Here is a 23,736-nt window from a genome sequence, read left to right on the forward strand (position 1 = left end):
GTGCGACACCGGGCGCCCCGTCGGCGCGACAGGACGTGAAGGCGCCTACTCGGCAGCCGCCGCCGCGTCCGCCGACTGGGCCCGCAGGGCTCGCTCCACGCCCGCGCGGGACTCCGAGACCAGGCGGCGCAGGGCCGCGTTCGGCTCGGCGGCGGCGAGCCAGGCGTCCGTCTTGTCCAGGGTGTCCTGGGAGACCTGGACCGACGGGTACAGGCCGACGGCGATCTGCTGGGCCATCTCGTGGGAGCGGGACTCCCAGACGCCCTTGACCGCCTCGAAGAACCGGTCGGTGTACGGCGCCAGCAGCTCACGCTGGTCGGTCTGGACGAAGCCGGCGATGACCGCCTCCTGGACGGCGTTCGGCAGCTTGTCGGACTCGACGACCGACGCCCACGCCTCCGCCTTCGCCTCGGGCGTCGGCCGGGCCGCGCGGGCGGTCGCCGCGTGGCGCTCGCCCGCGGCCGTCTTGTCCCGCTCGTACTCGGCGGCGATCTCCGCCTCGTCGAAGCGGCCCACCGCGGCCAGCCGCTCGACGAACGCCCAGCGCAGCTCGGTGTCCACGGCCAGGCCCTCGATCGTCTGCGAGCCGTCGAGCAGCGCCTCCAGCAGGTCCAGCTGCTCCGGCGTGCGGGCGGTCGCGGCGAACGCGCGCGCCCACGCCAGCTGGTGGTCGCCGCCCGCCTCGGCGGCCCGCAGGTGCGCCAGCGTGGCGTCGGTCCAGCGGGTGAGCAGGGCCTCGCGGGCGGCAGGGTCGGCGTACAGGTCCACGGCGAGCTTCACCTGGCGGTGCAGCGACTGCACCACGCCGATGTCGGACTCCTTGCCGATGCCCGACAGGACCAGCGACAGGTAGTCGCGGGTGGCGAGTTCGGCGTCCCGGGTCATGTCCCACGCCGACGCCCAGCACAGGGCCCGCGGCAGGGAGGCCTCGAAGTCGCCGAGGTGCTCGGTGACGAAGGCCAGGGACCGCTCGTCCAGGCGGACCTTGGCGTACGACAGGTCGTCGTCGTTGAGCAGCACCACGGCCGGGCGGCGCTTGCCGGTCAGCTGCGGCACGGCGGTCAGCTCGCCGTCGACGTCCAGCTCGATCCGCTCGACGCGCACCAGCTTGCCGGACGCCTCGTCGAGGTCGTACAGGCCGACCGCGATGCGGTGCGGGCGCAGGGTCGGCTCGCCCTTGGCGCCCGCCGGGAGCGCCGGGGCCTCCTGGCGGATGCCGAACGAGGTGATGACGCCATCGGCGTCCGTCTCGATCTCCGGGCGCAGGATGTTGATGCCGGCCGTCTCCAGCCACGCCTTCGACCAGGTCTTCAGGTCCCGGCCGGAGGTCTCCTCCAGGGCGGACAGCAGATCGCCGAGGCGGGTGTTGCCGTAGGCGTGGCGCTTGAAGTACGCCTGCACGCCGCGGAAGAACTCGTCCATGCCGACGTACGCGACGAGCTGCTTGAGGACGGAGGCGCCCTTGGCGTACGTGATGCCGTCGAAGTTGACGAGCACGTCGTCCAGGTCGCGGATCTCCGCCATGATCGGGTGTGTGGACGGCAGCTGGTCCTGGCGGTACGCCCACGTCTTCATGGAGTTGGCGAAGGTGGTCCAGGCGTGCGGCCAGCGGCTGTCGGGCGCGTAGGCCTGGCAGGCGATCGACGTGTACGTGGCGAACGACTCGTTCAGCCACAGGTCGTTCCACCACTCCATGGTGACCAGGTCGCCGAACCACATGTGGGCCAGCTCGTGCAGGATGGTCTCGGCGCGCAGCTCGTACGCCGCGTCGGTCACCTTCGACCGGAAGACGTACTGGTCGCGGATGGTCACCGCGCCCGCGTTCTCCATCGCGCCCGCGTTGAACTCCGGCACGAACAGCTGGTCGTACTTCTCGAACGGGTACGCGTAGTCGAACTTCTCCTGGAACCAGTCGAAGCCCTGCCGGGTGACCTCGAAGATGGCGTCCGAGTCCAGGAACTCGGCGAGCGAGGGGCGGCAGTAGATGCCGAGCGGGACGGACTGGCCGTCCTTCTCGTACACGCTGTGGACGCTGTGGTACGGGCCGACGATGAGCGCGGTGATGTACGTCGAGATGCGCGGCGTCGGCGCGAACTCCCAGACGTTGTCCTTCGGCTCCGGCGTCGGCGAGTTGGAGATCACCGTCCAGCCCTCCGGCGCGCGCACGGTGAACTGGAACGTCGCCTTCAGGTCCGGCTGCTCGAACGAGGCGAAGACGCGGCGGGCGTCCGGCACCTCGAACTGGGTGTACAGGTACGCCTGGTCGTCGACCGGGTCGACGAACCGGTGCAGGCCCTCACCCGTGTTGGTGTACGCGCAGTCGGCGACGACGCGGAGGATGTTGCGGCCCTCCAGCAGGCCGGGCAGGGCGATCCGGGAGTCCTGGAAGACGTCGGCCGGGTCGAGGGAGTCGCCGTTGAGGGTCACCTCGTGGACGGTCGGAGCCACCAGGTCGATGAACGACTCCGCCCCGCTCTCCGCGACGTCGAAGCGCACCGTGGTCGCGGACCGGTAGGTACCGCCCTCCTGCGCGCCGGAGAGGTCGAGATCGATCTCGTACGAGTCAACGGTGAGCAGCTTCGCCCGCTGCTGCGCCTCTTCGCGAGTCAGGTTTGTGCCAGGCACGCGGTCATCTCCTCGTTATGTGTGGGTTGCGCCATCCTTCCACGGGACCTGCACGAAACGCGATGTCCGTTTCCCGCCGGTGAGCGGGGCGTACGCGCGCGACGCTGGGCGCATGACGCCGTACACCGCACATGCCGTCCCGCCCGGGGTCCTGAAGGAGCTGCGCACTGCTGACGACGCGGGACGCCCGATGGTTCCCGTCACCGACGAGGAGGGCGGCGCGCCGCTGCGCTGCTGTCTGCGCCGCAGCGCGCCCGGCGAGTCGATCGCCCTGGTCTCCTACGCCCCGCTGCGCCGCCGCGCGGCACGCACGGGCACCGACCCGGGGGCCTACGACGAACAGGGCCCCGTGTTCATCCACGCGGACGAATGCCCCGGCCCCGAGGGCGACGAGCTGCCCTTCACCGACTCCCACCGCGTGGTGCGCCGCTACTCGGCCGACGGCCGCATCCTCGGCGGCCGGCGCGTGACGCCCGAGGAGTCCTTCGAGGACGCCTTCACGGAGGCCTTCGCCGACCCGGACGTCGCGCTGGTGCATGTGCGGGCGGTGGAGTACGGCTGCTTCCTGTACGAGGTGCCGCGCCGCACCCCGTGACCGTCACAGGTCCGCCACCGCCCGCGCGAACGCCCGTACCGTCTCCGTCTCCCGCTCCCGGTGCCACGTCAGGGTCAGCGCCGAGTCGGGCAGACCGGCGACGGGCACGTAGGTGACGTCCTCGCGATGGTGGTGGGCCGCGGTGGGCCGGCACAGCAGCAGGGCGGCGCGGCCGGTTGCGGCGTGCGTCAGGCCCTCCTGAAGGGTCGTCACCGCCGGGCCCGAGGTCGGGCCGGGCGCCTGGGCGGCACGCCAGTAGGCGGGCGCCGGGGGCGCGGCCGTGACCAGCGGGACCGACGCCAGGTCGGCGGCGGTCACCGAGGAGCGGCCGGCGAAGGGATGCCGGGCGGAGACGGCGACCGTCTGCCGCTGACGGGAGAACACCGGCCCTCGGACCAGGTCCGGTTCCTCCATCGGCAGCAGGACGACCGCCGCGTCCACTGAGCCGTCCCGCACCGCGCCGAACGGATCGGCGAACGGGATCTCCACCAGCTCCGTGGCACAGCCCGGGTGGGCTTCCTGGAACGCGCCGATCGCCTCGACCAGCCGCGCGTTCGCCGTGCCCTGGAAGCCCAGGCGCAGCGTGCCGGTGACGCCCCGGGCCGCCGAGCGGGCGTGGTCCACGGCCGCGCTCAGGGCTTCGTAGGCCGGCCGGAGGTCCGCCAGGAGGCGTTCGCCCAGCGGGGTCAGGGACACCCGGCGGCTGGTGCGGTGCACCAGACGGGCGCCGATCCGCTGCTCCAGGGAGCGCAGCAACTGGCTGACCCGGCTCTGCGAGACGTACAGCCGCTCCCCGGTCCGCCCGAAGTGCAGTTCCTCGGCGAGGACGAGGAAGCACTCCAGCTCGCGCAGCTCCCACCCGGACGACGGCACTCGGGCCTCCCCGCCTCGATCCATGAGTCCCGCTCATGGAAGGCTGAGAACTTCGCCGTTGTTCCCCGGGCGGCCCGGCAAAAGGGTGGAGGCATGTCCTCCTCCACTTCCCTTCCCTCCACCGCCGTGGGCGGTCCGCCCGCTGCCACGTCCGGTCCCCGGCACCCCTGGGCCGCCGTCCTCGCGCTCGCCGCCGCCACCTTCTCCGTCGTCACCACCGAGATGCTGCCGGTCGGCCTGCTCCCGTCCCTCGGGGCCGAACTGGACGTCTCGGCCGGCGTCGCGGGCCTCGCCCTCACCCTGCCCGGACTCGTCGCCGCGGTCGCCGCGCCGCTGCTGCCGGTCGCCCTGGCCCGCGCCGACCGCCGTACCGTGCTGTGCGGGCTGCTGCTCCTGCTCGCGGCGGCCGACCTGCTCTCCGCCCTCGCCCCGCACTTCGCGGTGCTGCTGCTCGCCCGCGCCCTGGTCGGGGTGTGCATCGGCGGGGTGTGGGCGGTGGCCGCCGGGCTGGGCCCCCGGCTGGTGCCCGGGGCGGCCGCGCGGGCCACCTCGCTGGTGTTCAGCGGCATCGCGGTCGCCTCGGTGCTCGGCGTCCCCGCGGGCACGTTCCTCGGCGCGCTGGCGGGCTGGCGCTGGGCGTTCGCCGCGCTGACCGGGCTCGCCCTGGCCGTCGCCGGGGGGCTCGCGGTGGCGCTGCCGCCGCTGCCCGCCGAGCGGCCGGTGCGGCTGGGCACCTTCCCGGCACTGCTGCGCACCGCGCCGGTGGCGCGAGGGCTGATCGCGGTCGCGCTGCTGGTCACCGGGCACTTCGCCGCCTACACCTATGTCCGCCCGGTGCTGGAGCGCGTCCCGGACACCGGCCCGGCCCTGGTCAGCGCCCTCCTGCTCGGCTACGGCCTCGCCGGTGTCGCCGGCACCTTCGCGGGCGGCGCGCTCGCGGCCCGCCACCCGCGCCGGGCGCTGACGGCGATCGCCGCCGGGCTCGGCACGGTCGTCGCGCTGCTGGCCCTCGCGGGCGGCTCCCTGCCCGCCACGGCCGCGCTGCTGCTGCTCTGGGGACTGGTCTACGGCGGTGTCTCGGTGTCGGCCCAGACCTGGCTGTCGGCCGCCGCGCCGCGCTCCCGCGAGGCGGCCTCCGCGCTGTTCGCCGGGGTGTTCAACGCGGCGATCGGGCTCGGCGCGTTCCTCGGCGGCCGGGTGGCGGACGGGCCCGGGCCGACCGCCGTACTGCTGCTGGGGGCGGGAGTGGCGCTGCTCGCGGTGCCCGCCGCCGGGCGTGCGAAGGGGGCGGTCACCGCGACCCGCTCCCGGTGACCGCCCCCTCGCGTGCGTTACTGCTGCTTCTTGGCGGTCAGCTCGGCCGCCACCAGCTCCGCGATCTGCACCGCGTTCAGGGCCGCGCCCTTGCGGAGGTTGTCGTTGGAGACGAAGAAGGCGAGGCCGTTGTCGACCGTCTCGTCACCGCGGATGCGGCCGACGTACGACGGGTCCTGACCGGCCGCCTCCAGCGGGGTCGGCACCTCGGTGAGGGCGACGCCGGGGGCGCCGGCCAGCAGCTCCTTGGCGCGCTCGACGCTGATCGGGCGGGCGAAGCGGGCGTTGACCTGGAGGGAGTGGCCGGTGAAGACCGGGACCCGGACGCAGGTGCCGGAGACCTTCAGCTCCGGGATCTCCAGGATCTTGCGGGACTCGTTGCGGAGCTTCTGCTCCTCGTCCGTCTCGTGCAGGCCGTCGTCGACGATGGAGCCGGCCAGCGGCAGCACGTTGTACGCGATCGGGGCGACGTACTTGTGCGGCGCCGGGTACTCGGCCGCCGAACCGTCGTGGGCCAGCTTCGGCGCGTCCTCGCCGACCTTCTTGACCTGCTCGAACAGCTCGTCCACACCGGCGAGGCCGGAGCCGGACACGGCCTGGTAGGTGGCGACGACCAGGGCTTCCAGGCCCGCCTCCTCGTGCAGCGGCTTCAGGACCGGCATGGCGGCCATGGTCGTGCAGTTCGGGTTGGCGATGATGCCCTTGGGACGGTTGGCGACCGCGTGCGGGTTCACCTCGGACACCACCAGCGGCACCTCGGGGTCACGACGCCACGCGGACGAGTTGTCGATCACCACGGCGCCCTGGGAGGCGACCTTCTCGGCCAGCGCCTTGGAGGTGGCGCCGCCCGCCGAGAACAGCACGATGTCCAGGCCGGTGTAGTCGGCCGTGGACGCGTCCTCCACCGTCACGCCGTCGAGGACCGTCCCCGCGGAGCGGGCCGAGGCGAACAGGCGCAGCTCGTCGACCGGGAAGTCCCGCTCGGCCAGGATCCTGCGCATGACCGTGCCGACCTGTCCGGTGGCTCCGACGATTCCGACCCTCACGGCGACTCCTTTGCGTGGCGTGCGTACACCCGACCTGTGGACGGGTCCCTTCCATCATGCGGGGGACCCCGGCGGGTGTGTCCAATCTTTTGCCCGAGGGATGGACGATCAGGCCTGGTCAGCGGCGCTGCTCCAGCCCCCACTCGCCGAAGCCCCGGATCTGGAGGAATCCGTTCGGGAGCCGGTGCCGACCGCGGGATCTTCCGATATGACGCACGGGGAACAGGTTTTCGTCCAGTTCGAAGAGGTGGATCAGGTCGGACAGCATGTCGTAGTCGTGCGTGAGCAACATCTCGGTTTCCGGTCCGGTGTGACGTACGACTCCGAATCCGCGTCCCGTGACCCGTTCGGTCCCTCCGCCGATCACGGGGGCCTCGTCGAGGGGCACCGGCTCGACGCGCCAGCCGACCCCGTCGCCCGCCTGGACGCGCACGAAGCAGGAGCCCTCCGGGGCGACCCAGACCGGGCCGACGACGGGGCGGCGGCGGGTGTCCGTGTCCGCGATGAGCGTGCGCTGACCGCGCGGATGGTTCAGCGCGTGGGCCGCCAGATACCCGGCCTCCTCGCTCGTCCGGCCCAGCCTGAGCAGCGTGGGCGGGCCCTGATAGCGCAGCAGCGTGCTGCCGGTGCCCTCCACCGGGCCGTTCAGCAGGGGTGCCTCCTCGATGGGCAGCACCCGCAGACGCCACTTGCCCGCCCGGCGGATCTGGAGGGTGCGCTGCGCCTGGCCCGCGGCGAACAGCACGTGACTGCCGCGCTCGCCGTGCCGGCTGCCGTTCATCCACTCGCCGTCCGAGTCGCCGTACTCGTCGAGCAGGATCACCTCGTGGCCCCGGTCGTCGGCGTTGCCGATCTCGTACTCCAGCAGGGCCGGATGGCCGGGCCGGGGGCTGACCAGGGTGACGGTCGTGTCCCCGCGCCCCTCGTAGACACCGTCGGCGGGGGCTGCCGAGCCGCCGCGGACCGGGATCGGGGTCGCCTGGAGCCGCCAGTCGCCCTCGCCGTTGGCCACGGTGACGAGCAGCGGACCGCGGGGGAGCGGCGCGGTCCTGTCGACCCGGCCGAGCTCGTTGACGAGGAGCTTGTAGTCGTAGAGGTCGTTCAGCCGGTCCGGCTCGTGGCTGTGCACACAGAACAGCTCGGAGTTCCGCCCGCCGTCGAACCGCGCCCGGAGATCGGCCGCGGGACCGTCGTACCGCAGCACCTCGGGACCGGAGCCCGTCGCCTCCTCGCCGGTCCGCAGGGCGCGCGCCGCCGACAGGGGCCGTACGGCGATCTCCCAGTCGCCGTGGAACTGCACCCGCAGCCGCAGCCGGCGGTCGGCCGGCACGGTGGCCAGACCGCGGCCCCGGAAGCGGGGCCGAGCGCTGTTGAGGACGAGGCGGTCGGGCTGTTTGTCGTCGTCGAGGGTGTCGACGCAGAACAGGCCCTCGCCGTCGTGGCGGCCTTCCACGATCACCGGTCCCGCGGGCAGCTTCACGGACACCACGCGCTCACCGCGCCCGCTGCGGGTCCAGGGGCGGAAATCCTCGCCGAGACGGGTGGGGGAGGACTTCCGCGCAGGGGACGCGGCCGAGGCGGTGGACGCGGCCGAGGCGGGGGAGGCGGACGCGGGGGAGGCTGCCGAGGCGGTGGAGGCGGACGAGGCGGGGGAGGCCTTCGTCGCGGGCGCCGCACCGGCGGGCTCCACCGCCGCCCTGGCGGGCTCCCGTGTCGCTCCGGGCTCCCATGTAGCCTTGGGCTCCGGCATCGCCCCGGGCTGCCGTGTCGCCCCGGGCAGCGGCAGCGCCCCGGGCGGCGGCCCCGCCACCTTCGACACCCCCGTGTTCGGCACCGGCCCCCTGGGCGCGGCCGGCTGCGCCGCCGCGATCCCGAAGTCCGTCGCCAGCCCCGCGAGCCCCGAGTCGTAGCCCTGCCCGACCGCCCGGAACTTCCACTGCCCGTCCCGCCGGTAGAACTCGCCGAGCACGAAGGCCGTCTCGGTGGCGGCGTCCGTCACCTCGTAGTGCACGAGGACCGTGCCGTCCGGCGCGACGGTCTGCGCCGCCAGTCCGGGCACCGCCCCGAAGGTGCCGCCGGCGCACGACGCGGCGACCAGCACGCGCTGGACCGCGGGCTCCACCCGGGGCAGGTCCAGTTCCAGCCACTCGGCGAGCTGCTTCTCGCTGTCACCGGTGCCCACGTGCCGTACCGCTCCCGACGGGTGCGCGGGCCGGTCGCGGAAGACGAGGTCGGCGTCGCCGCGCACCTTGCCCGCCGCGTCCAGCAGCAGCGCCGAGACGTCCACGGCGGGCGTCCCCGCCACCTTGTGGCGGCAGACGGCGACCCTCAGCAGACCGGCCGGGACAGGGGTGTTGGCACCTTTGGTGATGTGCGTCATGAGGCACATGCTGACAGCGCCGATCATGTGAAGAAAACATTCCGGAACTCCGGCCGAACGTTTCCGCCCCGGCCGGCGTCATAGGGGAAACGCGGCGAGGAGAGGGGTGGCTGTGCTGCGCAGAATGGCCCGCCGCGTTCAGGGGGCGGACCGGGCGGACCACGGTTCCGACGATCCCCTGGACGCGGCCCAGGAACGACGGGTGCGGGCGGTGCTCGCTCTCGGCGGGGTGCCGCAGGCGGACCTGCTGGACGGGGTACAGCAGGTCCGCCTGCGGTTGCTGGAACGCGCCGCGAGCGGACGCGAGGCGCCGCGGGACGTCTCCGCGTGGGCGGCGGTCGTCGCCTCCAACCTCGCCGTGGACTGGCACCGCGCCAAACGCCGGCAGGAGCGGATCGGGGAACGGCTCGCCTCGCTGCGGCAGCTGGAGCACCCCTCCGGTGAGGACACCAGCGTGCTCTCCGTCGCCGTCGCCCAAGGGCTGGACGAACTGCCCGACGCCCAGCGGCAGGTCGTCGTGCTGCGCTTCTACGCCGACCTGCCGGTGCGCTCCATAGCCGAGGAGCTGGGCATCCCGGAGGGCACGGTCAAGAGCAGGCTGCACACGGCGGTACGGGCCCTGCGCGCCCGGCTGCACGAGGACGAGGTGGTGTGACGTGACCGTCGAACACGACGGGCATGACGGCTCCGGCCGGGCCGGCCGTGACGACCCGTTGATGGCCGTCGTCACCGGGGAGCCGCTGTCCGAGGAGGCCCGCGCCGACGCCGCCCTGCTGGCCGAGTACCGGTCCGCCGAGGCCGACGTGGCCCTGCTGCGCGAACAGCTGGGGATCATCGGGCACGCGCTGGGCAGCGAGCCCGCCGCCCGTCCGGCCCCGGAGCCCGTGCCGCTGCGGCGGCCCGCGCGCCGCCGCCCGCTGCGCCTGGCCCTGACCGGCCTCGCCGCCGCCGCTGCCGCGACCGTCTTCGCCGGCATGGGCTGGCTGGTCGTCCAGGCCGGGGCGGGCGCCGACGACTCGGGGGGCGGGTCGAACGCCGAGAGCGCCGCCGACAGCGCCAAGTCGGTGGGCCCGCTCGGCTCGCCCGGCTATCTCGCCTGTACCCGGCTGCTCGTCGAGGGAGAGGTGACGGACGTCGTCCCGGTCCCCGGAACGGACCGGGAACGCGTCACCCTCGACGTCACCCGGTCCTACATCCCGGCGGGGAAGGACGGCGGGGACGAGACCACGTTCGTCAAGGGCGACGACGCCGTCTTCGGCGCGCCCCGTCATCTGCGCGTGGGCGACGACGTCCTGGTCGCCGTCCCGCGCCACGGCACCGCCGCCGACTTCTGGTTCGTCGGCGAGGACGACATCGCCCCGCAGCGGACGGTGATCGCCGACGCGCTGCCGGAGGCGCGGAGCATGTCCTGCGAGTGAGGGTCCGGAGACGGCAAAGGGCGGGCGCCCGCAACGGACGCCCGCCCTGGAGTCACGATCCGCGTTACGGAGTGACCTTGTCGATCTTCACGTTGCCCACGCCCGCGACCGTGCCGCGCGCGTTGACCAGCTGCACCTGGCCGAAGAACTCGCGGCCCTCGGGCGCGGCCGCGGCGGCGGTGACGCTGCCGGTGACCGTCGCCGAGGCACCCGTGCCGAGCTTCACCGGAGCGGACTCGTCGACCGTGACGGAGCCGAGCGCCTCGGAGAAGAACACGTCCAGGTAGTCGTACGCGGTGGAACCGGCGGGCACCGCGTAGCCGACGACCTCGATGGTGTACGTGCCGGCGGCCGGCGCGGGCACGGACACCGACTCCTCGGAGTCACCGTCGGCGGAGCTGCCGACCTCGTCGCCGGCCGCGTTCTTCACGACCAGGTCGAGGTCCGCGGCCGCGTCGGAGACGTTGCCGATGGTGACGTCCAGCGACTTCGCGCCCGCGGGCACCTGGACCGTGGTGGTCTGGGTGACGCCCTCCTCGATGGTCGGGCGGGCCGTCTTGGACGAGCCCAGCGGGCCGCCGACCAGCTTGCCGTCGAGCGCGGCGTAGTTGTTGGTCACCTTCCAGGAGGCGGCGGCCGGGGTGCCGACCTTGGCCTCGGGCACGGTCACCGTCTCCGGGTCGAAGCCCGCGCCGAGGACCGTGACGTCCAGCTTGTACGGGTTGTCCAGCAGCGGCGACGTACGGCGCGACTCGACCTCGATCTCCCAGACGCCCGGCTGCGGGTCGGCGTAGGAACGCACGTCCGGACGGCAGGTGTTGGCCGGGTTGGCGTAGTTCGGGTAGCAGTTGATCGTCGACGTCGGGTCGGCCGGGACACCGTACGGGTGGATCGCGATGAACCGGGTCTGGCTCTTGCCCTGCAGGCCGCCGATCGCCACCTCCAGCGACTTGGCGCCCTCGGGCACGGTCACGAAGTACGACTTGTGGCTGTTGCGCTGCACGGAACCGGACGCCGAGTAGGTGTACTCCAGCGGCGCGGAGACCACGACCGTGTTCAGGACCTGCTTGTCGATGCCCTCGGTGCGCGGGTCGTCGACCTCGAGGATCGCGCTCTTCAGCCCGGCGGACTTCGGCGCGGCCTGCACCTTGACGGTGACCGGCTGGTTCAGCGGCAGACGCACCTCGTCGGAGCCGACGATGCGGAAGGTGCCGCCCGCGTTGTTCTCGAAGTGCAGCTCGTGCCGGATCGCCTTGTCGGCGCCGGACGTACGGGTCAGGGTGATCTCGTACGTCTTCTTCTGGCCGGCCTTCAGGCCGCCCTCACGGTCGTAGAGGCCGGTGCCGAAGCCCGGCGTCTTCAGGAACTGGTCGATCGCGGTGTCGACCGGCGCCTTGACGGTGTAGTCGTGGGCGGCGGCACCGTCGCGGATCGAGTCCCAGGCGTCCTCGATGTTGATCAGGCCCGCGCCCTCCTCGTAGGCCTGCACGCCCGCGATGTGGTCGGCGGTCGAGGTGAGCGCCGTGCGCAGCGTCGCCGGCTTCAGCTCGATGCCCTTCTGCTTGGCCGCGGACAGCAGCAGCGCGGACGCGCCGGTCGCCTGCGGGGAGGCCATCGAGGTGCCCTGGAGCATGGAGTAGCCGGGCGGCAGGCTGTAGCCGGCCTCGGCGACCGGGCCGCCGGGCGACCAGGTCTGGGTGGTGTTGATGGCGGCGCCGGGCGCGGACAGCGTCGGCGTGAAGCCGCCGTCCTCACGCGGACCGCGCGAGGAGAACGGCATCATGGCGTACCGCTTCTCCACCTTGGAGCCGTAGTTGGCGGCCCAGGTCTCCTTGGAGATGGTCGCGCCGACCGAGATCACCTTGTCGGAGAGGGCGGGGTCGCCGATGGTGTTGGCGCCGGGGCCGGAGTTGCCCGCGGAGATCACCAGCTGGACGCCGTAGGTGTCGATGAGCCGGGTGTACAGCTCGGAGCGCGCGTTGTTGCCGTCGTTCAGCGCGGGCAGGCCGCCGATCGACATGTTGACGATGTCGACGCCGCGGTTGACGACGAGATCGATCATGCCCTCGGTGAGCGCGACGTTGGTGCAGCCGCCGGACCAGGTGCAGGCCCGCGAGGAGACCAGCTTGGCGCCGGGCGCCGCGCCGTTCATCTCGCCGCCGAACAGGCCGTTGGCGGCGGTGATGCCGGCCACGTGGGTGCCGTGCGAGCCCTCGATGACGCCGATGCTGACGTAGTCGGCCTTGGCGCCGGAGGCGTTGTAGACGACGTCCTTGCGGACCTCGACGACGAACGGGATGCGCTCGGCGATCTCGGTGGCCGGGTCGTCGGTGCCGAAGTAGCCGACCTGGAAGCCGTCCTTGTACGGCTTCATCGCCTCGTCGTCGGTGAAGTCGAGGTTGTCGTTCAGGTCGACGCGGACGGTGCCGGCGGCGGCGTCGTACAGCACGCCCCAGACGTCCGTCTTGTCGCCGTCCCGGTTCAGGTCTCCGGCCATGTCGCCGCCGGTGGTGGCGGACTCGGAGAAGTAGCTGAACTTGTAGCCGCCCCCGGGGGCCTTGAAGGTCTCCGTGCCGAGGCTGGCGGTGGTGATGGAGAAGGTGGGGCCGGAGACCGAGGTGGTCATCCGCCGCCAGGTGCCGTCGTTGTCGACGACCGGGTCGGTGGCCGTCACCCAGTCGACGATCTTCCGCTCACCCGTGGTGGTCTTCCGCAGTGCCGGGTGGCCGAGGTCGACACCGGAGTCCAGGATGCCGATGGTGACGCCGCGTCCGTCCGCCTTCGGGTGGTCCTCGACGAAGTCGACGGCACCGGTCTCGAAGGACGGGTTGTACGGGTTCTCGGCGGGGGTGTCCTCGCCGGGGGCCGGGTAACTCCCGGTCGCCTGCGCGCCCTTCGCGGCGCCCGCGTTCGGCGACGGGTCCTCCAGCGGGATCTCCTGGCGCAGGTCGATGCCGTGCACGGAGGAGAGCTTCACCGCGGCGGCGATGGCCGACTCGGCCTTGCCGGTGGGAACGGTCGCGCGGACGTAACCGAGCTTGTCGTACGTTCGGCCCACGAGACCGCCGTCGACGGAGTCCAGCTGCTTGGCGACCTGCTCGGTCTGGCCGGGGGCGGTCGCGACCATCATGGTCACGCTCTTGACGCCGTCGGCCTTCGCCTCGGCCAGCAGGTCGGCGTCGTCGGAGCCCAGCTTGTCGTGGGCGGACTTCACGCCCGGGCCGGCCGCGGCGGGGGCGACCGGGTCCGCGGCGAAGGCCAGGGGTATCGGCGCGGCCGCGGAGAGCGCGGCGACGAGACCGGCGGCCAGGGCGATACGGGCCACGCGTCTCGCGCCCGGTATCGGTTCGCTCTGGGGGGTGTGGGTCATCGGCATCCCTTGAAGGTGGAGGGAACGAGCGTGTCGCTTGTCGTCCGGAATGCGACACCGGACGACCGCTCAGCTTTATGCAAGGGACCGAAGTTTGGGGAGGGTTGACCGAAACGATATGGATGTATGGGGAAAACCCGCGATGACAATCAGGCGGATTCTTCCCCGAACACGGGCAACCAACCTCATTCCCGCAGGTGTTGCTCAGTCACCCTTCGAACGGGCGTAGTGGCGGGACGCCTTCGCGCGGTTCCCGCACACCGCCATGGAGCACCAGCGCCGCGTGCCGTTGCGTGAGGTGTCGAAGAAGTGCAGGACGCACGCCTCGTGGGCGCAGTGGCGGATCCGGTCCGGCGCGGTGGACAGCAGTCGCAGGTAGTCGCGGGCGGCGAGCCAGGCGGGGCCCCAGGAGGCGTCCGGGAACTCGGGCTCCTCGCCCGGGCCCGCCGGGGTGAGCGTCGCCCGGATCCGGCCGTGCGCGAGCACGGCGTCCACGCGTGCCGCGCCCGCCGTCAGGGAACCGTCGACCGCCGCCGCCAGCGCGTCCCGCGCCTGGAGGGTGTGCCGCAGGGTGGCCGGGTCGGCCGCGAACCGCTCCTCCAGCCCGTTCGCCGCGAGCCAGACCGCCAGCCCCTCCGTGCCGTCGAGCAGGTCGCGCGGGGCGCCGTCGTGGACCCAGCGGGTGTTGAGCAGGTCGAGGGAGAGGGGTTCGCCGGTGAGCGGGCGGGGGTCGCGGGCGGCGGACATCGGGGGCTCCTTCCGGTCTAACCCCTAAAGGTTAGATCACCGGTTGACGCCCGCCGAGTCTAACCACTAACGTCATTTATAGAGGTTAGAAAAATGAGGTTAGAGATCAGTTGAAGGGGACAGCCATGACCTTGCTCACCGGCCACATCGGCCTGAACGTCACCGACCTCGACCGCTCCCTCGCCTTCTACCGGGACGTCCTGGGCTTCGCCGTGCTGGCCGAGGGCAAGGAGGACGGCCGGCGGTACGCCTTCCTGGGCGAGGCCGACCGTCTGGTCCTCACCCTCTGGCAGCAGGCGGGGCAGCCGTACGACTCCGGGCGCGCGGGCCTGCACCACCTCGCGCTGGAGGTGGACTCCATCGCCCGGGTCGAGGAGTACGAGTCGGCGCTGCGGTCGTACGGCGCGGAGTTCGCCTACGACGGGGTGGTGGCCCACCGGGAGGGCGCGGCCTCCGGCGGCATCTTCTTCCACGACCCCGACGGGACGCGCCTGGAGATCTACGCCCCGCAGGGCGCCGAGGACGCCCCCGCCCCCGCCGAGTCCGCTCCCACCTGCGGCTTCTTCTAGGCGTGAGGGTCATGGGCGTCTATCACCCGGGCTCGCGGGCCGTGCAGGACCGGGTCGGCGTGCGGGAGCAGGCCGACCACGTGGGCCGCTCGATCGGGTCCGGCATCAAGCCGGTGGCGGCGGCCTTCCTGGAACTCCAGCCGCTGCTGGTGGTGGGCGCGGCCGACCCGGCGACCGGCGCGGTGTGGGCCGCGCCGGTCGCCGGCGACCCCGGCTTCGTCCGCGCCACCGGCCCGCACCGGGTCTCCGTCGCGGGCGGGCCCGCCCCGGCCGACCCGCTCGCGACGGCCCTGGCGACCCCCGGCACCCCCGTCGGCACGATCGCCCTCGATCCGCGCACCCGCCGCCGGATGCGCCTCAACGGCGTCGCCGAGCCGACGGCACGGGGGTTCGCGGTGACGGCGGGGCAGGTGTTCTCCAACTGCCCGAAGTACCTCCAGCGGCGGGAGTCGTACGAGGTGGTCGCGGACCGCGCGCCGGGGGAGCCGCGCACGGCGGAGGAGCTGACGCCTGCCCAGGCCGGGTTCCTCGCGGCGGCCGACACCGCCTTCCTGGCCACCGTCCACCCGCAGGGCGCCGACGCCAGCCATCGCGGCGGCCACCCCGGCTTCCTCCGGGTCGACTCCCCGCGCGAACTGAGCTGGCGCGACTATCCCGGCAACTCCATGTTCCTCACCCTCGGCAACCTCGCCGCCGACCCCCGGGCGGGCCTGCTCGTCCTGGACTGGACGACGGGCACGGTCCTCCAGCTGACCGGCACGGCGCGCACGGAGTTCGGGGCGGACGGCGCACGCGCGGTCCACTTCACCATCGCCCGGCTCGTCGAGACGCCGGCCGCGCTCCCACTGCGCTGGTCCGCCCCCGAACACTCCCCGGCCAACCCGCTCCCGGCGCGTTAACGTCCCTGGATGCGCCGGAAACTGAGGGTGGCGGCCTACGCCATATGCGTCCGTGACGACCATGTCCTGCTGGCCCGCTCGCCGGCCTGGGACGGAACCCTCGAATGGGTCCTCCCCGGCGGCGGCATGGAGCACGGCGAGGACCCGTACGACACGGTCGTCAGGGAACTGCTGGAGGAGACCGGCTACCACGTCGAGGTGGCCGGTCTCCTCGGCGTGAGCTCCAGCCGCCGCTCCCTGCCGCGCCGGGGGCTGCGCGGCCCCGTCGACCTGCACTCCGTACGTCTGCTCTACGAGGCGAAGGTCGTCGGCGGCGAGCTGCGCTTCGAGGTCGGCGGCTCGACGGACATGGCGGCGTGGCACGACCTGGACGCGGTGTCCGGGCTGGTCAGGATCCCGCTGGTGGACGCGGCGCTGCGGATGTGGCGGGAGAGGGACCCCGGTGTTGCATGATAATGCGAGATGTTGCATAGTTTTGCTATGTCCAAGGTCCTCACCTCCCTCCCTGTCGGCGAGCGCGTCGGCATCGCCTTCTCCGGCGGGCTCGACACCTCGGTCGCCGTCGCCTGGATGCGCGACAAGGGCGCCATCCCGTGCACGTACACCGCCGACATCGGCCAGTACGACGAGCCCGACATCGCCTCCGTGCCCGGCCGTGCCTCCGCGTACGGCGCCGAGATCGCCCGGCTCGTCGACTGCAGGGCCGCGCTGGTCGAGGAAGGGCTGGCCGCGCTCGCCTGCGGCGCGTTCCACATCAGGTCCGGCGGGCGCGCCTACTTCAACACCACGCCGCTGGGCCGCGCCGTCACCGGCACCCTGCTGGTCCGCGCGATGCTCGAGGACGGGGTGCAGATCTGGGGCGACGGCTCCACCTTCAAGGGCAACGACATCGAGCGGTTCTACCGCTACGGCCTGCTCGCCAACCCGCACCTGCGGATCTACAAGCCCTGGCTGGACGCCGACTTCGTCACCGAGCTGGGCGGCCGCAAGGAGATGTCCGAGTGGCTGGTGGCCCACGGGCTGCCCTACCGCGACTCCACGGAGAAGGCGTACTCCACCGACGCCAACATCTGGGGCGCCACCCACGAGGCCAAGACCCTGGAGCACCTGGACACCGGCATCGAGACCGTCGAGCCGATCATGGGCGTCCGCTTCTGGGACCCCGCCGTGGAGATCGCCACCGAGGACGTGACGGTCGGCTTCGACCAGGGCCGCCCGGTCACCATCAACGGCAAGGAGTTCGGCTCCGCCGTCGACCTCGTCATGGAGGCCAACGCGATCGGCGGCCGGCACGGCCTCGGCATGTCCGACCAGATCGAGAACCGGATCATCGAGGCCAAGAGCCGCGGCATCTACGAGGCGCCCGGCATGGCGCTGCTGCACATCGTCTACGAGCGCCTCGTCAACGCCATCCACAACGAGGACACCCTCGCCCAGTACCACGCCGAGGGCCGCCGCCTCGGCCGGCTGATGTACGAGGGCCGCTGGCTGGACCCGCAGGCCCTGATGATCCGCGAGTCGCTCCAGCGCTGGGTCGGCGCCGCGGTCACCGGCGAGGTGACGCTGCGGCTGCGGCGCGGCGAGGACTACTCGATCCTCGACACCACCGGCCCGGCGTTCAGCTACCACCCGGACAAGCTGTCGATGGAGCGCACCGAGGACTCGGCCTTCGGCCCGGTCGACCGGATCGGCCAGCTCACCATGCGCAACCTCGACATCGCCGACTCGCGCGCCAAGCTGGAGCAGTACGCGGGCCTCGGCCTGATCGGCAGCGGCAGCCCCACCATCGGCGCCTCCCAGGCCGCCGCCACCGGCCTGATCGGCACCATGCCGGAGCTGCCCGAGGGCGGCGCCGAGGTCATCGCCTCCCGGGGCGAGGTGTCCGAGCAGGACGCGCTGCTGGACCGCGCCGCGATGGAGTCCGGCACGGACTGATCCCGGCCCCCGGCCCACGGGCCCCGGCGGACACCTCGTCCCGCCGGGGCCCGTTCGCGTACCCCGCCGGATGAACGCCGGGTGACGCCGTCCCGGCCCGCGAAGGAGCGTCCGCGGACGCGCCGGGTGGAGGGTGATCCACGTACGGTGATCGGCGCTGCCCGTTGCCGCCGCGTTCACACGCAGGTCATTCCCGATGCCAACGATCCAGAGCGAGCGGGGGGTTCGCGCGAGCGGCCGTCCGCGCCACTGCCGACGCGTTCGCACTCGGGGAGACCGCGCCATGTCGCGCCTACGCTCTGTCGCCAGCTCCACCGCCCACGGACTGGCGGTCGACCGCCGCACCGTCCTCGCCGCCGCCGGAGCCGTGTCGCTGTCCGCGGGCGTCGGCTACGCCCTGCGCCCCACCGACAGCCGGGCCGCCACCCAGTCCCCGGCCACCGCGGGGGAGGCGCCGGTCGCGTCCTCCCGCAGGGCGCCGGCCGGCCCCCTCGCGCCCTACACCCGCGGCACCACCCTGTCCGGCGTCGCCGTCCCGCGCGGCGGTTCCACCGGGTACCGGCGGCTCGGCGACGGCAAGGGCTGGCCCCGGGTCGTCCGTAGCGAGCTGGCGACGCCCAAGTCCGGCCGCGCCGAGCGGCGTACCGCGCTCGCGGCCTTCGTCCAGCTCACCGACCTGCACCTGATCGACGCCCAGCACCCGCTGCGGCTGGAGTTCCTGCGCTCGGCCGACGTGCACGCCTGGCGGCCGCAGGAACTGCTGACCGTGCAGGGCGCGGTGTCGCTGGTGGAGCGGGTCAACGCGCTGCGCGGGGCGCCCGTCACCGGTGCGCCGCTGCACTTCGCGATGACGACCGGCGACAACACCGACAACAACGCCATGACCGAGCTGGAGTGGTTCCTGACGGTCCTCAGCGGCGGGCGGATCACCCCCAACACCGGTGACCCGCGCCGCTACGAGGGCGTCCAGAACAGCGGCCTGGGGCAGTACTGGCAGCCAGACTCCGCCCTGCGCGACGCCGACAAGCAGCGCGGCTTCCCGCAGCTGGACGGGTTCCTAGCCGCCGCGATGCGGGAGGTGCGCAGCCCCGGCCTGAACCTCCCCTGGTACTCGACCGTCGGCAACCACGACTCCCTCCCGCTCGGCTGCTACGGCCACGGCGACCCCTACCTCGCCGACTTCGCCGTCGGCGGCAGGAAGCTGATGACCCTGCCGGCGGCGGAGGCGAGGAAGCTCCAGGAAGCGATCAAGAACGCCACGGACCCGCTGGGCGTCCGGTTCCGCGACCTGCTCGAGGCGCACGCCCGCGACCTGCGCCCGGTGACACCGGACGAGCGGCGGGCGCCCTACACCGCCGCCGAGTACGTCAAGGCCCACCTCGACCCGGCGTACACCGGGATGGGCCCGGCCGGGCACGGCTACTCCACGGCGAACCTCGACGCTGGCACCCAGTACTACAGCTTCCGCATCGCCGACGACGTCATCGGCGTCAGCCTCGACACCACCGACCCCGGCGGCCACTACGAGGGCTCCGTCGGCGCGGCGCAGCTGCGCTGGCTGGACCGCACCCTGCGGGAGAACGCCGACTCCCACGCCGTCGTCTTCAGCCACCACACCAGCCAGACGATGGACAACGGCCGCCCGGACCCGGCCCGCCCGAACGAGCGGCGGTACCGCGGCGCCGACGTCCTGGCCGTGCTGGGCCGCCACCGCAACACCCTCGCCTGGATCAACGGCCACATCCACCGCAACGAGATCACCCCGCACACCGGAGCGGACGGCCACGCCTTCTGGGAGATCTCGACGGCGTCCCACGTGGACTTCCCGCAGCTGGCCCGGGTGGTCGAACTCACCGACAACAAGGACGGCACCCTCTCGGTCTTCACCACCATGGTCGAGTCCGCCGCCCCCCACCGCACCGACTTCACCGACCTCTCCCAGACCGGCCTGGCCGCGCTCTACCGCGAGCTGTCCTTCAACGCCCCGGGCGCCCGCACCGACCTGGCGGGCGGCACCCGGGACCGGAACACCGAACTGGTGCTGAAGAAAGGCTGATCCGAAGGCACGGCCCAGGGGGCACCTCTAGCGGGGCACGACGACGACGTACGCCGCCGGGTCGCGGTCCGCCGAGGCCATCAGGGCCGTGCGGACGACCGTGGCCTGCTGCTCCAGGGACTCGCGGAGCTTCCTCGGGGTGATGTGGACGACCGTGATGCCCAGGCGCTCCAGGTGCTCCCGCTTGCGGGCGTACTCCGACCACATCGCGTCCTCGTCCTGGCGCGGGGCCCGGGTGTCCAGTTCGACGGCGACCGAGTGCTCCGGCCAGAAGGCGTCCACGCCGCCGAGGTGGGGGCCGCCGGGCAGGCGCAGGTCCACGTTCCAGACCGGGTCGGGCAGGCCGTACTCCCGGACCATCCGGTACAGCCGGTCCTCCGCGATCGCCCGTCCTTCCGCGAGCAGCGAGTCCACCGCGTCCACCACGTGGGGCCGGCCCAGCAGCTTCGCCTGGGTCAGCTCGCGGACCACCGACGCCGGGTCGCAGTGACCGCCCCGGACGGCCTCGGTGAGCAGCCGGCGCACGGCGCCCGCGTCCCGCAGGTCCGCCACCGCGTCGGCCAGCGCGCGCGGCACGGGCGCGACGGGGAGACCGGTGACCTGCTCGGGGACGGGCAGGTGCGCGGTGCGCAGGACGCGGGCGAAACCCGTGGAGCGCAGCCGGCGCAGCCGGGGGACCAGGACGTCGAGCCGGTCCAGGGCGGGCAGCGGCGGTGACGTCGTGAAGCCGTGCAGGGTGAGCGCCGCGAGCCCGGTGACGACCGCGTCGGAGTAGACGGGGCGGTGCGGCTGCTCGGCGCCCGGCTGGGTCGGCACCGCCGGGAGGGTCGTCGTCTCGCGGGCCGCGTAGGTCAGCACGGCGTGCAGGCGCTCCTCGCTGGTCGGGGGGCCCGGGTGCAGGACGTAGACGCCGGGGAGCAGCTGCTGCCAGGGGCCGCCGGGGCGGCACTGCTCGGCCGTTTCCGCGGGGGAGACGCCGTGCGAGCGGAGCTGGGCGGCGGTCAGGACACGGCGGGTGCCCTCGGCGATGTGACGCAGGGGGCGGGGGGAGAGCGGGGTGTTGTGGGTCATGCACCGGGGATTCCCGCACTCGGAACGCCTCTTAACCGCTGTTACACACCCGTCGACAAATGCGGACAACCTTGCACTAAAGGACGGATGTTCGGATGCCGAGTAGGCACCGAAAACCCCTGGTCCGTATGGGGGCGGTCCAGGGGTTACGGTCTTTCCTGCCGGGATTTCGTAACGGTGACCTACGGCCCAAGCTCAGGCCAAAGGCCGTCGGGCGGGCCTCAGTTCGCCGCCGCGTCGCACTCCTGGCCGCGCAGCGCCCGCGCCAGGTCGTCCCGCGCCTCCAGCACCAGACGGCGCAGCGCCGGCGGGGCGCCCTCGTGGGCGGACAGCCAGGCGTCCGTCGCCCGCAGCGTCTCCGGCGAGTCCTGGAGCGACGGGAACAGACCCCGCACCACGTCCATGCCGATCTGGATGGACCGCTCCCGCCACACCCGCTCGATCACCGCGAAGTACTTCTCCGCGTACGGCGCCAGCAGCTCCCGCTGCGACGGCTGCGCGAAGCCCGCGATGGTCGCCTCCACCAGCGCGTTGGACAGCGCGTCCGACTCCACGACCTGCGCCCACGCCTGTGCCTTGACCGCCGCGGAGGGCCGCGCGGCCAGGCAGCGCACCTGGTGCCGCTTGCCGGACGCGGTGTCGTCGCGGGCCAGCTCCTCGGCCAGCGTCCGCTCGTCGGCCGCCCCGTGCGCGGCCAGCGGCTCCAGGAACGCCCAGCGCAGCTCCTGGTCCACTTCCAGACCGTCGATCTTCTCGGTGCCGTCCAGCAGACCGCGCAGCAGCCGCAGGTCCGCGTCGCCGGACGCCGTCGTCGCGAAGAACCGCGCCCACGCCAGCTGGTGCTCGCTGCCCGGCTCGGCCGCCCGCAGCTCACGCAGGGCGCCCTCCGCCAGCAGCCGCTCGCCCTCCGCGCGCCGGTCCGGGGCCACGTAGTGGACCAGCGCGGAGTTCGCCCACGCGTGCAGCATCTGCAGCACGCCGATGTCCGACTCGCGGCCCGCGAACCGCAGCACCAGGCCGACGAAGTCCCGCGCCGGCAGCAGCGCGTCCCGGGTCAGGTTCCACAGCGCCGACCAGCACAGGGCACGCGCCAGCGGGTCCTCGATCGCGCCCAGGTGGCCGCGCAGCGTGTCCAGCGAGGTCGCGTCGAAGCGGATCTTGCAGTACGTCAGGTCGTCGTCGTTGACGAGCACCAGCTCCGGCGCCTCCGCGCCCGCCAGCTCCGCCACGACCGTGCGCGGGCCGTCGACGTCCGCCTCGGCGCGCGCGTACCGCTCCAGCGCGCCGTCCGGCGTGCGGCGGTACAGGCCCACCGCCACCCGGTGCGGCCGCAGCTCAGGGTGCGATTCGGGGGCTTCCTGGACCACCGCCAGCTCGGCGATCCGGCCGCCCTCGGTGTCCAGCAGCACCTGCGGGGTCAGCGAGTTGACCCCGGCCGTCTGCAGCCAGGACCGCGCCCAGCCGCTCATGTCCCGGCCGCTGGTCTCCTCCAGCACCGACAGCAGGTCGCCCAGGCGCGTGTTGCCGTACGCGTGCCGCTTGAAGTAGCGCCGCGCGCCCTCCAGGAACGCGTCCTGCCCGACGTACGCCACCAGCTGCTTGAGCACCGAGGCGCCCTTGGCGTAGGTGATGCCGTCGAAGTTGAGCTTCGCGTCCTGCAGGTCGCGGATGTCGGCGGTGATGGGGTGCGTCGACGGCAGCTGGTCCGCGCGGTACGCCCAGGCCTTGCGGCGGTTGGCGAAGGTGATCCAGGCGTCCTTGAAGCGGGTCGCGCCGACGTTGGCGAAGGTGCCCATGAAGTCGGCGAAGGACTCCTTCAGCCACAGGTCGTCCCACCACTCCATGGTGACCAGGTCGCCGAACCACATGTGCGCCATCTCGTGCAGGACGACGTTGGCCCGGCCCTCGTACGACGCCTGCGTCACCTTGCCGCGGAAGATGAACTCCTCGCGGAAGGTCACCAGGCCCGGGTTCTCCATCGCGCCGAGGTTGTACTCGGGCACGAACGCCTGGTCGTACTTCCCGAACGGGTACGGGTAGTCGAAGTGGTCGTGGAAGAAGTCCAGGCCCTGCTTGGTGACCAGGAAGACGTCGTCGGAGTCGAAGTACGGGGCCAGGCCCTTGCGGCACATCGCGCCGAGGGGGATCTCCAGGCGGGTGCCGTCCGCGAACACCCGCTCGTAGGAGTCCGTCACATAGTGGTACGGGCCGGCCACCACACACGTGATGTACGTCGAGATCGGCTTGGTCTCCGCGAACCGCCACACGCCGTCGGCCCGCTCGCCGGCCCCGTTGCTCCACACCGTCCACTCCTCCGGCGCCCGCACCTCGAAGCGGAACGGGGCCTTGAGGTCCGGCTGCTCGAAGTTCGCGAACACCCGGCGGGAGTCGGCCGGCTCGTACTGCGTGTACAGGTAGACCTCGCCGTCCTCCGGGTCGACGAAGCGGTGCAGGCCCTCGCCGGTGCGGGAGTAGGCGCACCGGGCGTCCACGATCAGCTCGTTGTCGGCGGCCAGGTCCTCCAGCACGATCCGGGAGCCGTCGAACACCTCGCTCGGATCGAGGTCGCGGCCGTTGAGGGAGACCGCGGTGACGCTCGGCGCGATCAGGTCCGCGAAGCTCGACGCGCCCGGCTCGGCGCAGCGGAAGCGGATCGTGGTGACCGAGCGGAAAGTGCGCGGGCCGTCGCCCTCGTGCTCGCCGACGGCCGAACGCACGTCGAGGGACACCTCGTACCCGTCGACGGACAGCAGTGCGGCCCGCTCCCGGGCCTCGTCGCGGGACAGATTCTCACCGGGCACGGGCGGCACTCCCTCGTACGTCATGGCTACGGCTGAA

The 23,736-nt window shown here is 72.8% G+C and carries 17 protein-coding genes; 9 read left to right on the plus strand and 8 right to left on the minus strand.

Annotated features, from left to right (window positions below; all coding sequences use genetic code 11):
* Positions 1 to 45 precede the first annotated feature (45 nt).
* Positions 46 to 2,625, minus strand: a complete 2,580-nt coding sequence (gene pepN, locus AMK31_RS01800) for an aminopeptidase N (protein ID WP_073938472.1) — start codon at positions 2,623 to 2,625, stop codon at positions 46 to 48.
* A 112-nt stretch (positions 2,626 to 2,737) separates the two neighbouring features.
* Here pepN (AMK31_RS01800) and AMK31_RS01805 point away from each other — a divergent pair, with 112 nt between their 5' ends.
* The gene (locus AMK31_RS01805; protein ID WP_073938473.1) at positions 2,738 to 3,220 is read left to right on the plus strand and encodes a DUF1203 domain-containing protein; all 483 of its coding nucleotides are present in this window, start codon (positions 2,738 to 2,740) and stop codon (positions 3,218 to 3,220) included.
* A gap of 3 nt (positions 3,221 to 3,223) precedes the next feature.
* On the opposite strand, the gene AMK31_RS01810 is transcribed toward AMK31_RS01805, so the two are convergent.
* Positions 3,224 to 4,117: a LysR family transcriptional regulator gene (locus AMK31_RS01810; RefSeq protein ID WP_073938474.1), complete on the minus strand. Its 894-nt coding sequence runs from the start codon at positions 4,115 to 4,117 to the stop codon at positions 3,224 to 3,226.
* A gap of 69 nt (positions 4,118 to 4,186) precedes the next feature.
* Between AMK31_RS01810 and AMK31_RS01815 the strand changes: the two genes are divergently transcribed.
* Entirely contained in the window at positions 4,187 to 5,407 is a 1,221-nt protein-coding gene (locus AMK31_RS01815) for an MFS transporter (protein WP_073938475.1), read from the plus strand.
* Positions 5,408 to 5,424: 17 nt separating this feature from the next.
* Here AMK31_RS01815 and AMK31_RS01820 read toward each other — a convergent pair whose 3' ends face one another.
* Positions 5,425 to 6,453 (minus strand): aspartate-semialdehyde dehydrogenase, encoded by a 1,029-nt coding sequence (locus AMK31_RS01820; protein ID WP_073938476.1) that lies wholly within the window; start codon positions 6,451 to 6,453, stop codon positions 5,425 to 5,427.
* Positions 6,454 to 6,571: 118 nt separating this feature from the next.
* Positions 6,572 to 8,833, minus strand: coding sequence for a TerD family protein (locus AMK31_RS41260; protein WP_241842502.1), 2,262 nt, complete (start codon positions 8,831 to 8,833; stop codon positions 6,572 to 6,574).
* Between the two features lie 106 nt (positions 8,834 to 8,939).
* On the opposite strand from AMK31_RS41260, the gene AMK31_RS01830 reads away from it, so the two are divergent.
* On the plus strand, positions 8,940 to 9,488 hold the full coding sequence (locus AMK31_RS01830) for an RNA polymerase sigma factor (RefSeq protein WP_198948396.1): 549 nt from the start codon (positions 8,940 to 8,942) through the stop codon (positions 9,486 to 9,488).
* A gap of 1 nt (position 9,489) precedes the next feature.
* Positions 9,490 to 10,251, plus strand: coding sequence for a hypothetical protein (locus AMK31_RS01835; protein WP_107468487.1), 762 nt, complete (start codon positions 9,490 to 9,492; stop codon positions 10,249 to 10,251).
* Between the two features lie 64 nt (positions 10,252 to 10,315).
* On the opposite strand, the gene AMK31_RS01840 is transcribed toward AMK31_RS01835, so the two are convergent.
* Together AMK31_RS01840 and AMK31_RS01845 are read right to left on the minus strand one after the other, a co-directional pair.
* Positions 10,316 to 13,621, minus strand: coding sequence for a S8 family serine peptidase (locus AMK31_RS01840; protein WP_073938944.1), 3,306 nt, complete (start codon positions 13,619 to 13,621; stop codon positions 10,316 to 10,318).
* Positions 13,622 to 13,825: 204 nt separating this feature from the next.
* Entirely contained in the window at positions 13,826 to 14,368 is a 543-nt protein-coding gene (locus tag AMK31_RS01845) for a CGNR zinc finger domain-containing protein (RefSeq protein WP_073938479.1), read from the minus strand.
* Positions 14,369 to 14,493: 125 nt separating this feature from the next.
* Here AMK31_RS01845 and AMK31_RS01850 point away from each other — a divergent pair, with 125 nt between their 5' ends.
* From AMK31_RS01850 to AMK31_RS01870, 5 genes are all read left to right on the plus strand, one after another.
* Positions 14,494 to 14,937, plus strand: a complete 444-nt coding sequence (locus AMK31_RS01850; protein WP_073938480.1) for a VOC family protein — start codon at positions 14,494 to 14,496, stop codon at positions 14,935 to 14,937.
* A gap of 11 nt (positions 14,938 to 14,948) precedes the next feature.
* Positions 14,949 to 15,836 carry a pyridoxamine 5'-phosphate oxidase family protein gene (locus AMK31_RS01855; protein WP_073938481.1) on the plus strand — a complete coding sequence of 296 codons (888 nt, stop codon included), beginning with the start codon at positions 14,949 to 14,951 and terminating at the stop codon, positions 15,834 to 15,836.
* Between the two features lie 9 nt (positions 15,837 to 15,845).
* The gene (locus tag AMK31_RS01860) at positions 15,846 to 16,289 is read left to right on the plus strand and encodes an NUDIX hydrolase (protein ID WP_198948397.1); all 444 of its coding nucleotides are present in this window, start codon (positions 15,846 to 15,848) and stop codon (positions 16,287 to 16,289) included.
* A 27-nt stretch (positions 16,290 to 16,316) separates the two neighbouring features.
* Positions 16,317 to 17,771: an argininosuccinate synthase gene (gene argG / locus AMK31_RS01865; RefSeq protein ID WP_073938483.1), complete on the plus strand. Its 1,455-nt coding sequence runs from the start codon at positions 16,317 to 16,319 to the stop codon at positions 17,769 to 17,771.
* Positions 17,772 to 18,054: 283 nt separating this feature from the next.
* Positions 18,055 to 19,827: a TIGR03767 family metallophosphoesterase gene (locus AMK31_RS01870; RefSeq protein ID WP_073938484.1), complete on the plus strand. Its 1,773-nt coding sequence runs from the start codon at positions 18,055 to 18,057 to the stop codon at positions 19,825 to 19,827.
* Positions 19,828 to 19,854: 27 nt separating this feature from the next.
* On the opposite strand, the gene AMK31_RS01875 is transcribed toward AMK31_RS01870, so the two are convergent.
* On the minus strand, positions 19,855 to 20,898 hold the full coding sequence (locus tag AMK31_RS01875; protein ID WP_073938485.1) for a hypothetical protein: 1,044 nt from the start codon (positions 20,896 to 20,898) through the stop codon (positions 19,855 to 19,857).
* A 221-nt stretch (positions 20,899 to 21,119) separates the two neighbouring features.
* Positions 21,120 to 23,699, minus strand: coding sequence for an aminopeptidase N (gene pepN / locus AMK31_RS01880; RefSeq protein WP_073938945.1), 2,580 nt, complete (start codon positions 23,697 to 23,699; stop codon positions 21,120 to 21,122).
* Positions 23,700 to 23,736 lie beyond the last annotated feature (37 nt).

Origin of the sequence: Streptomyces sp. TSRI0107 (assembly GCF_001905845.1) — a bacterium.
In the GTDB taxonomy this organism is placed as follows: domain Bacteria; phylum Actinomycetota; class Actinomycetes; order Streptomycetales; family Streptomycetaceae; genus Streptomyces.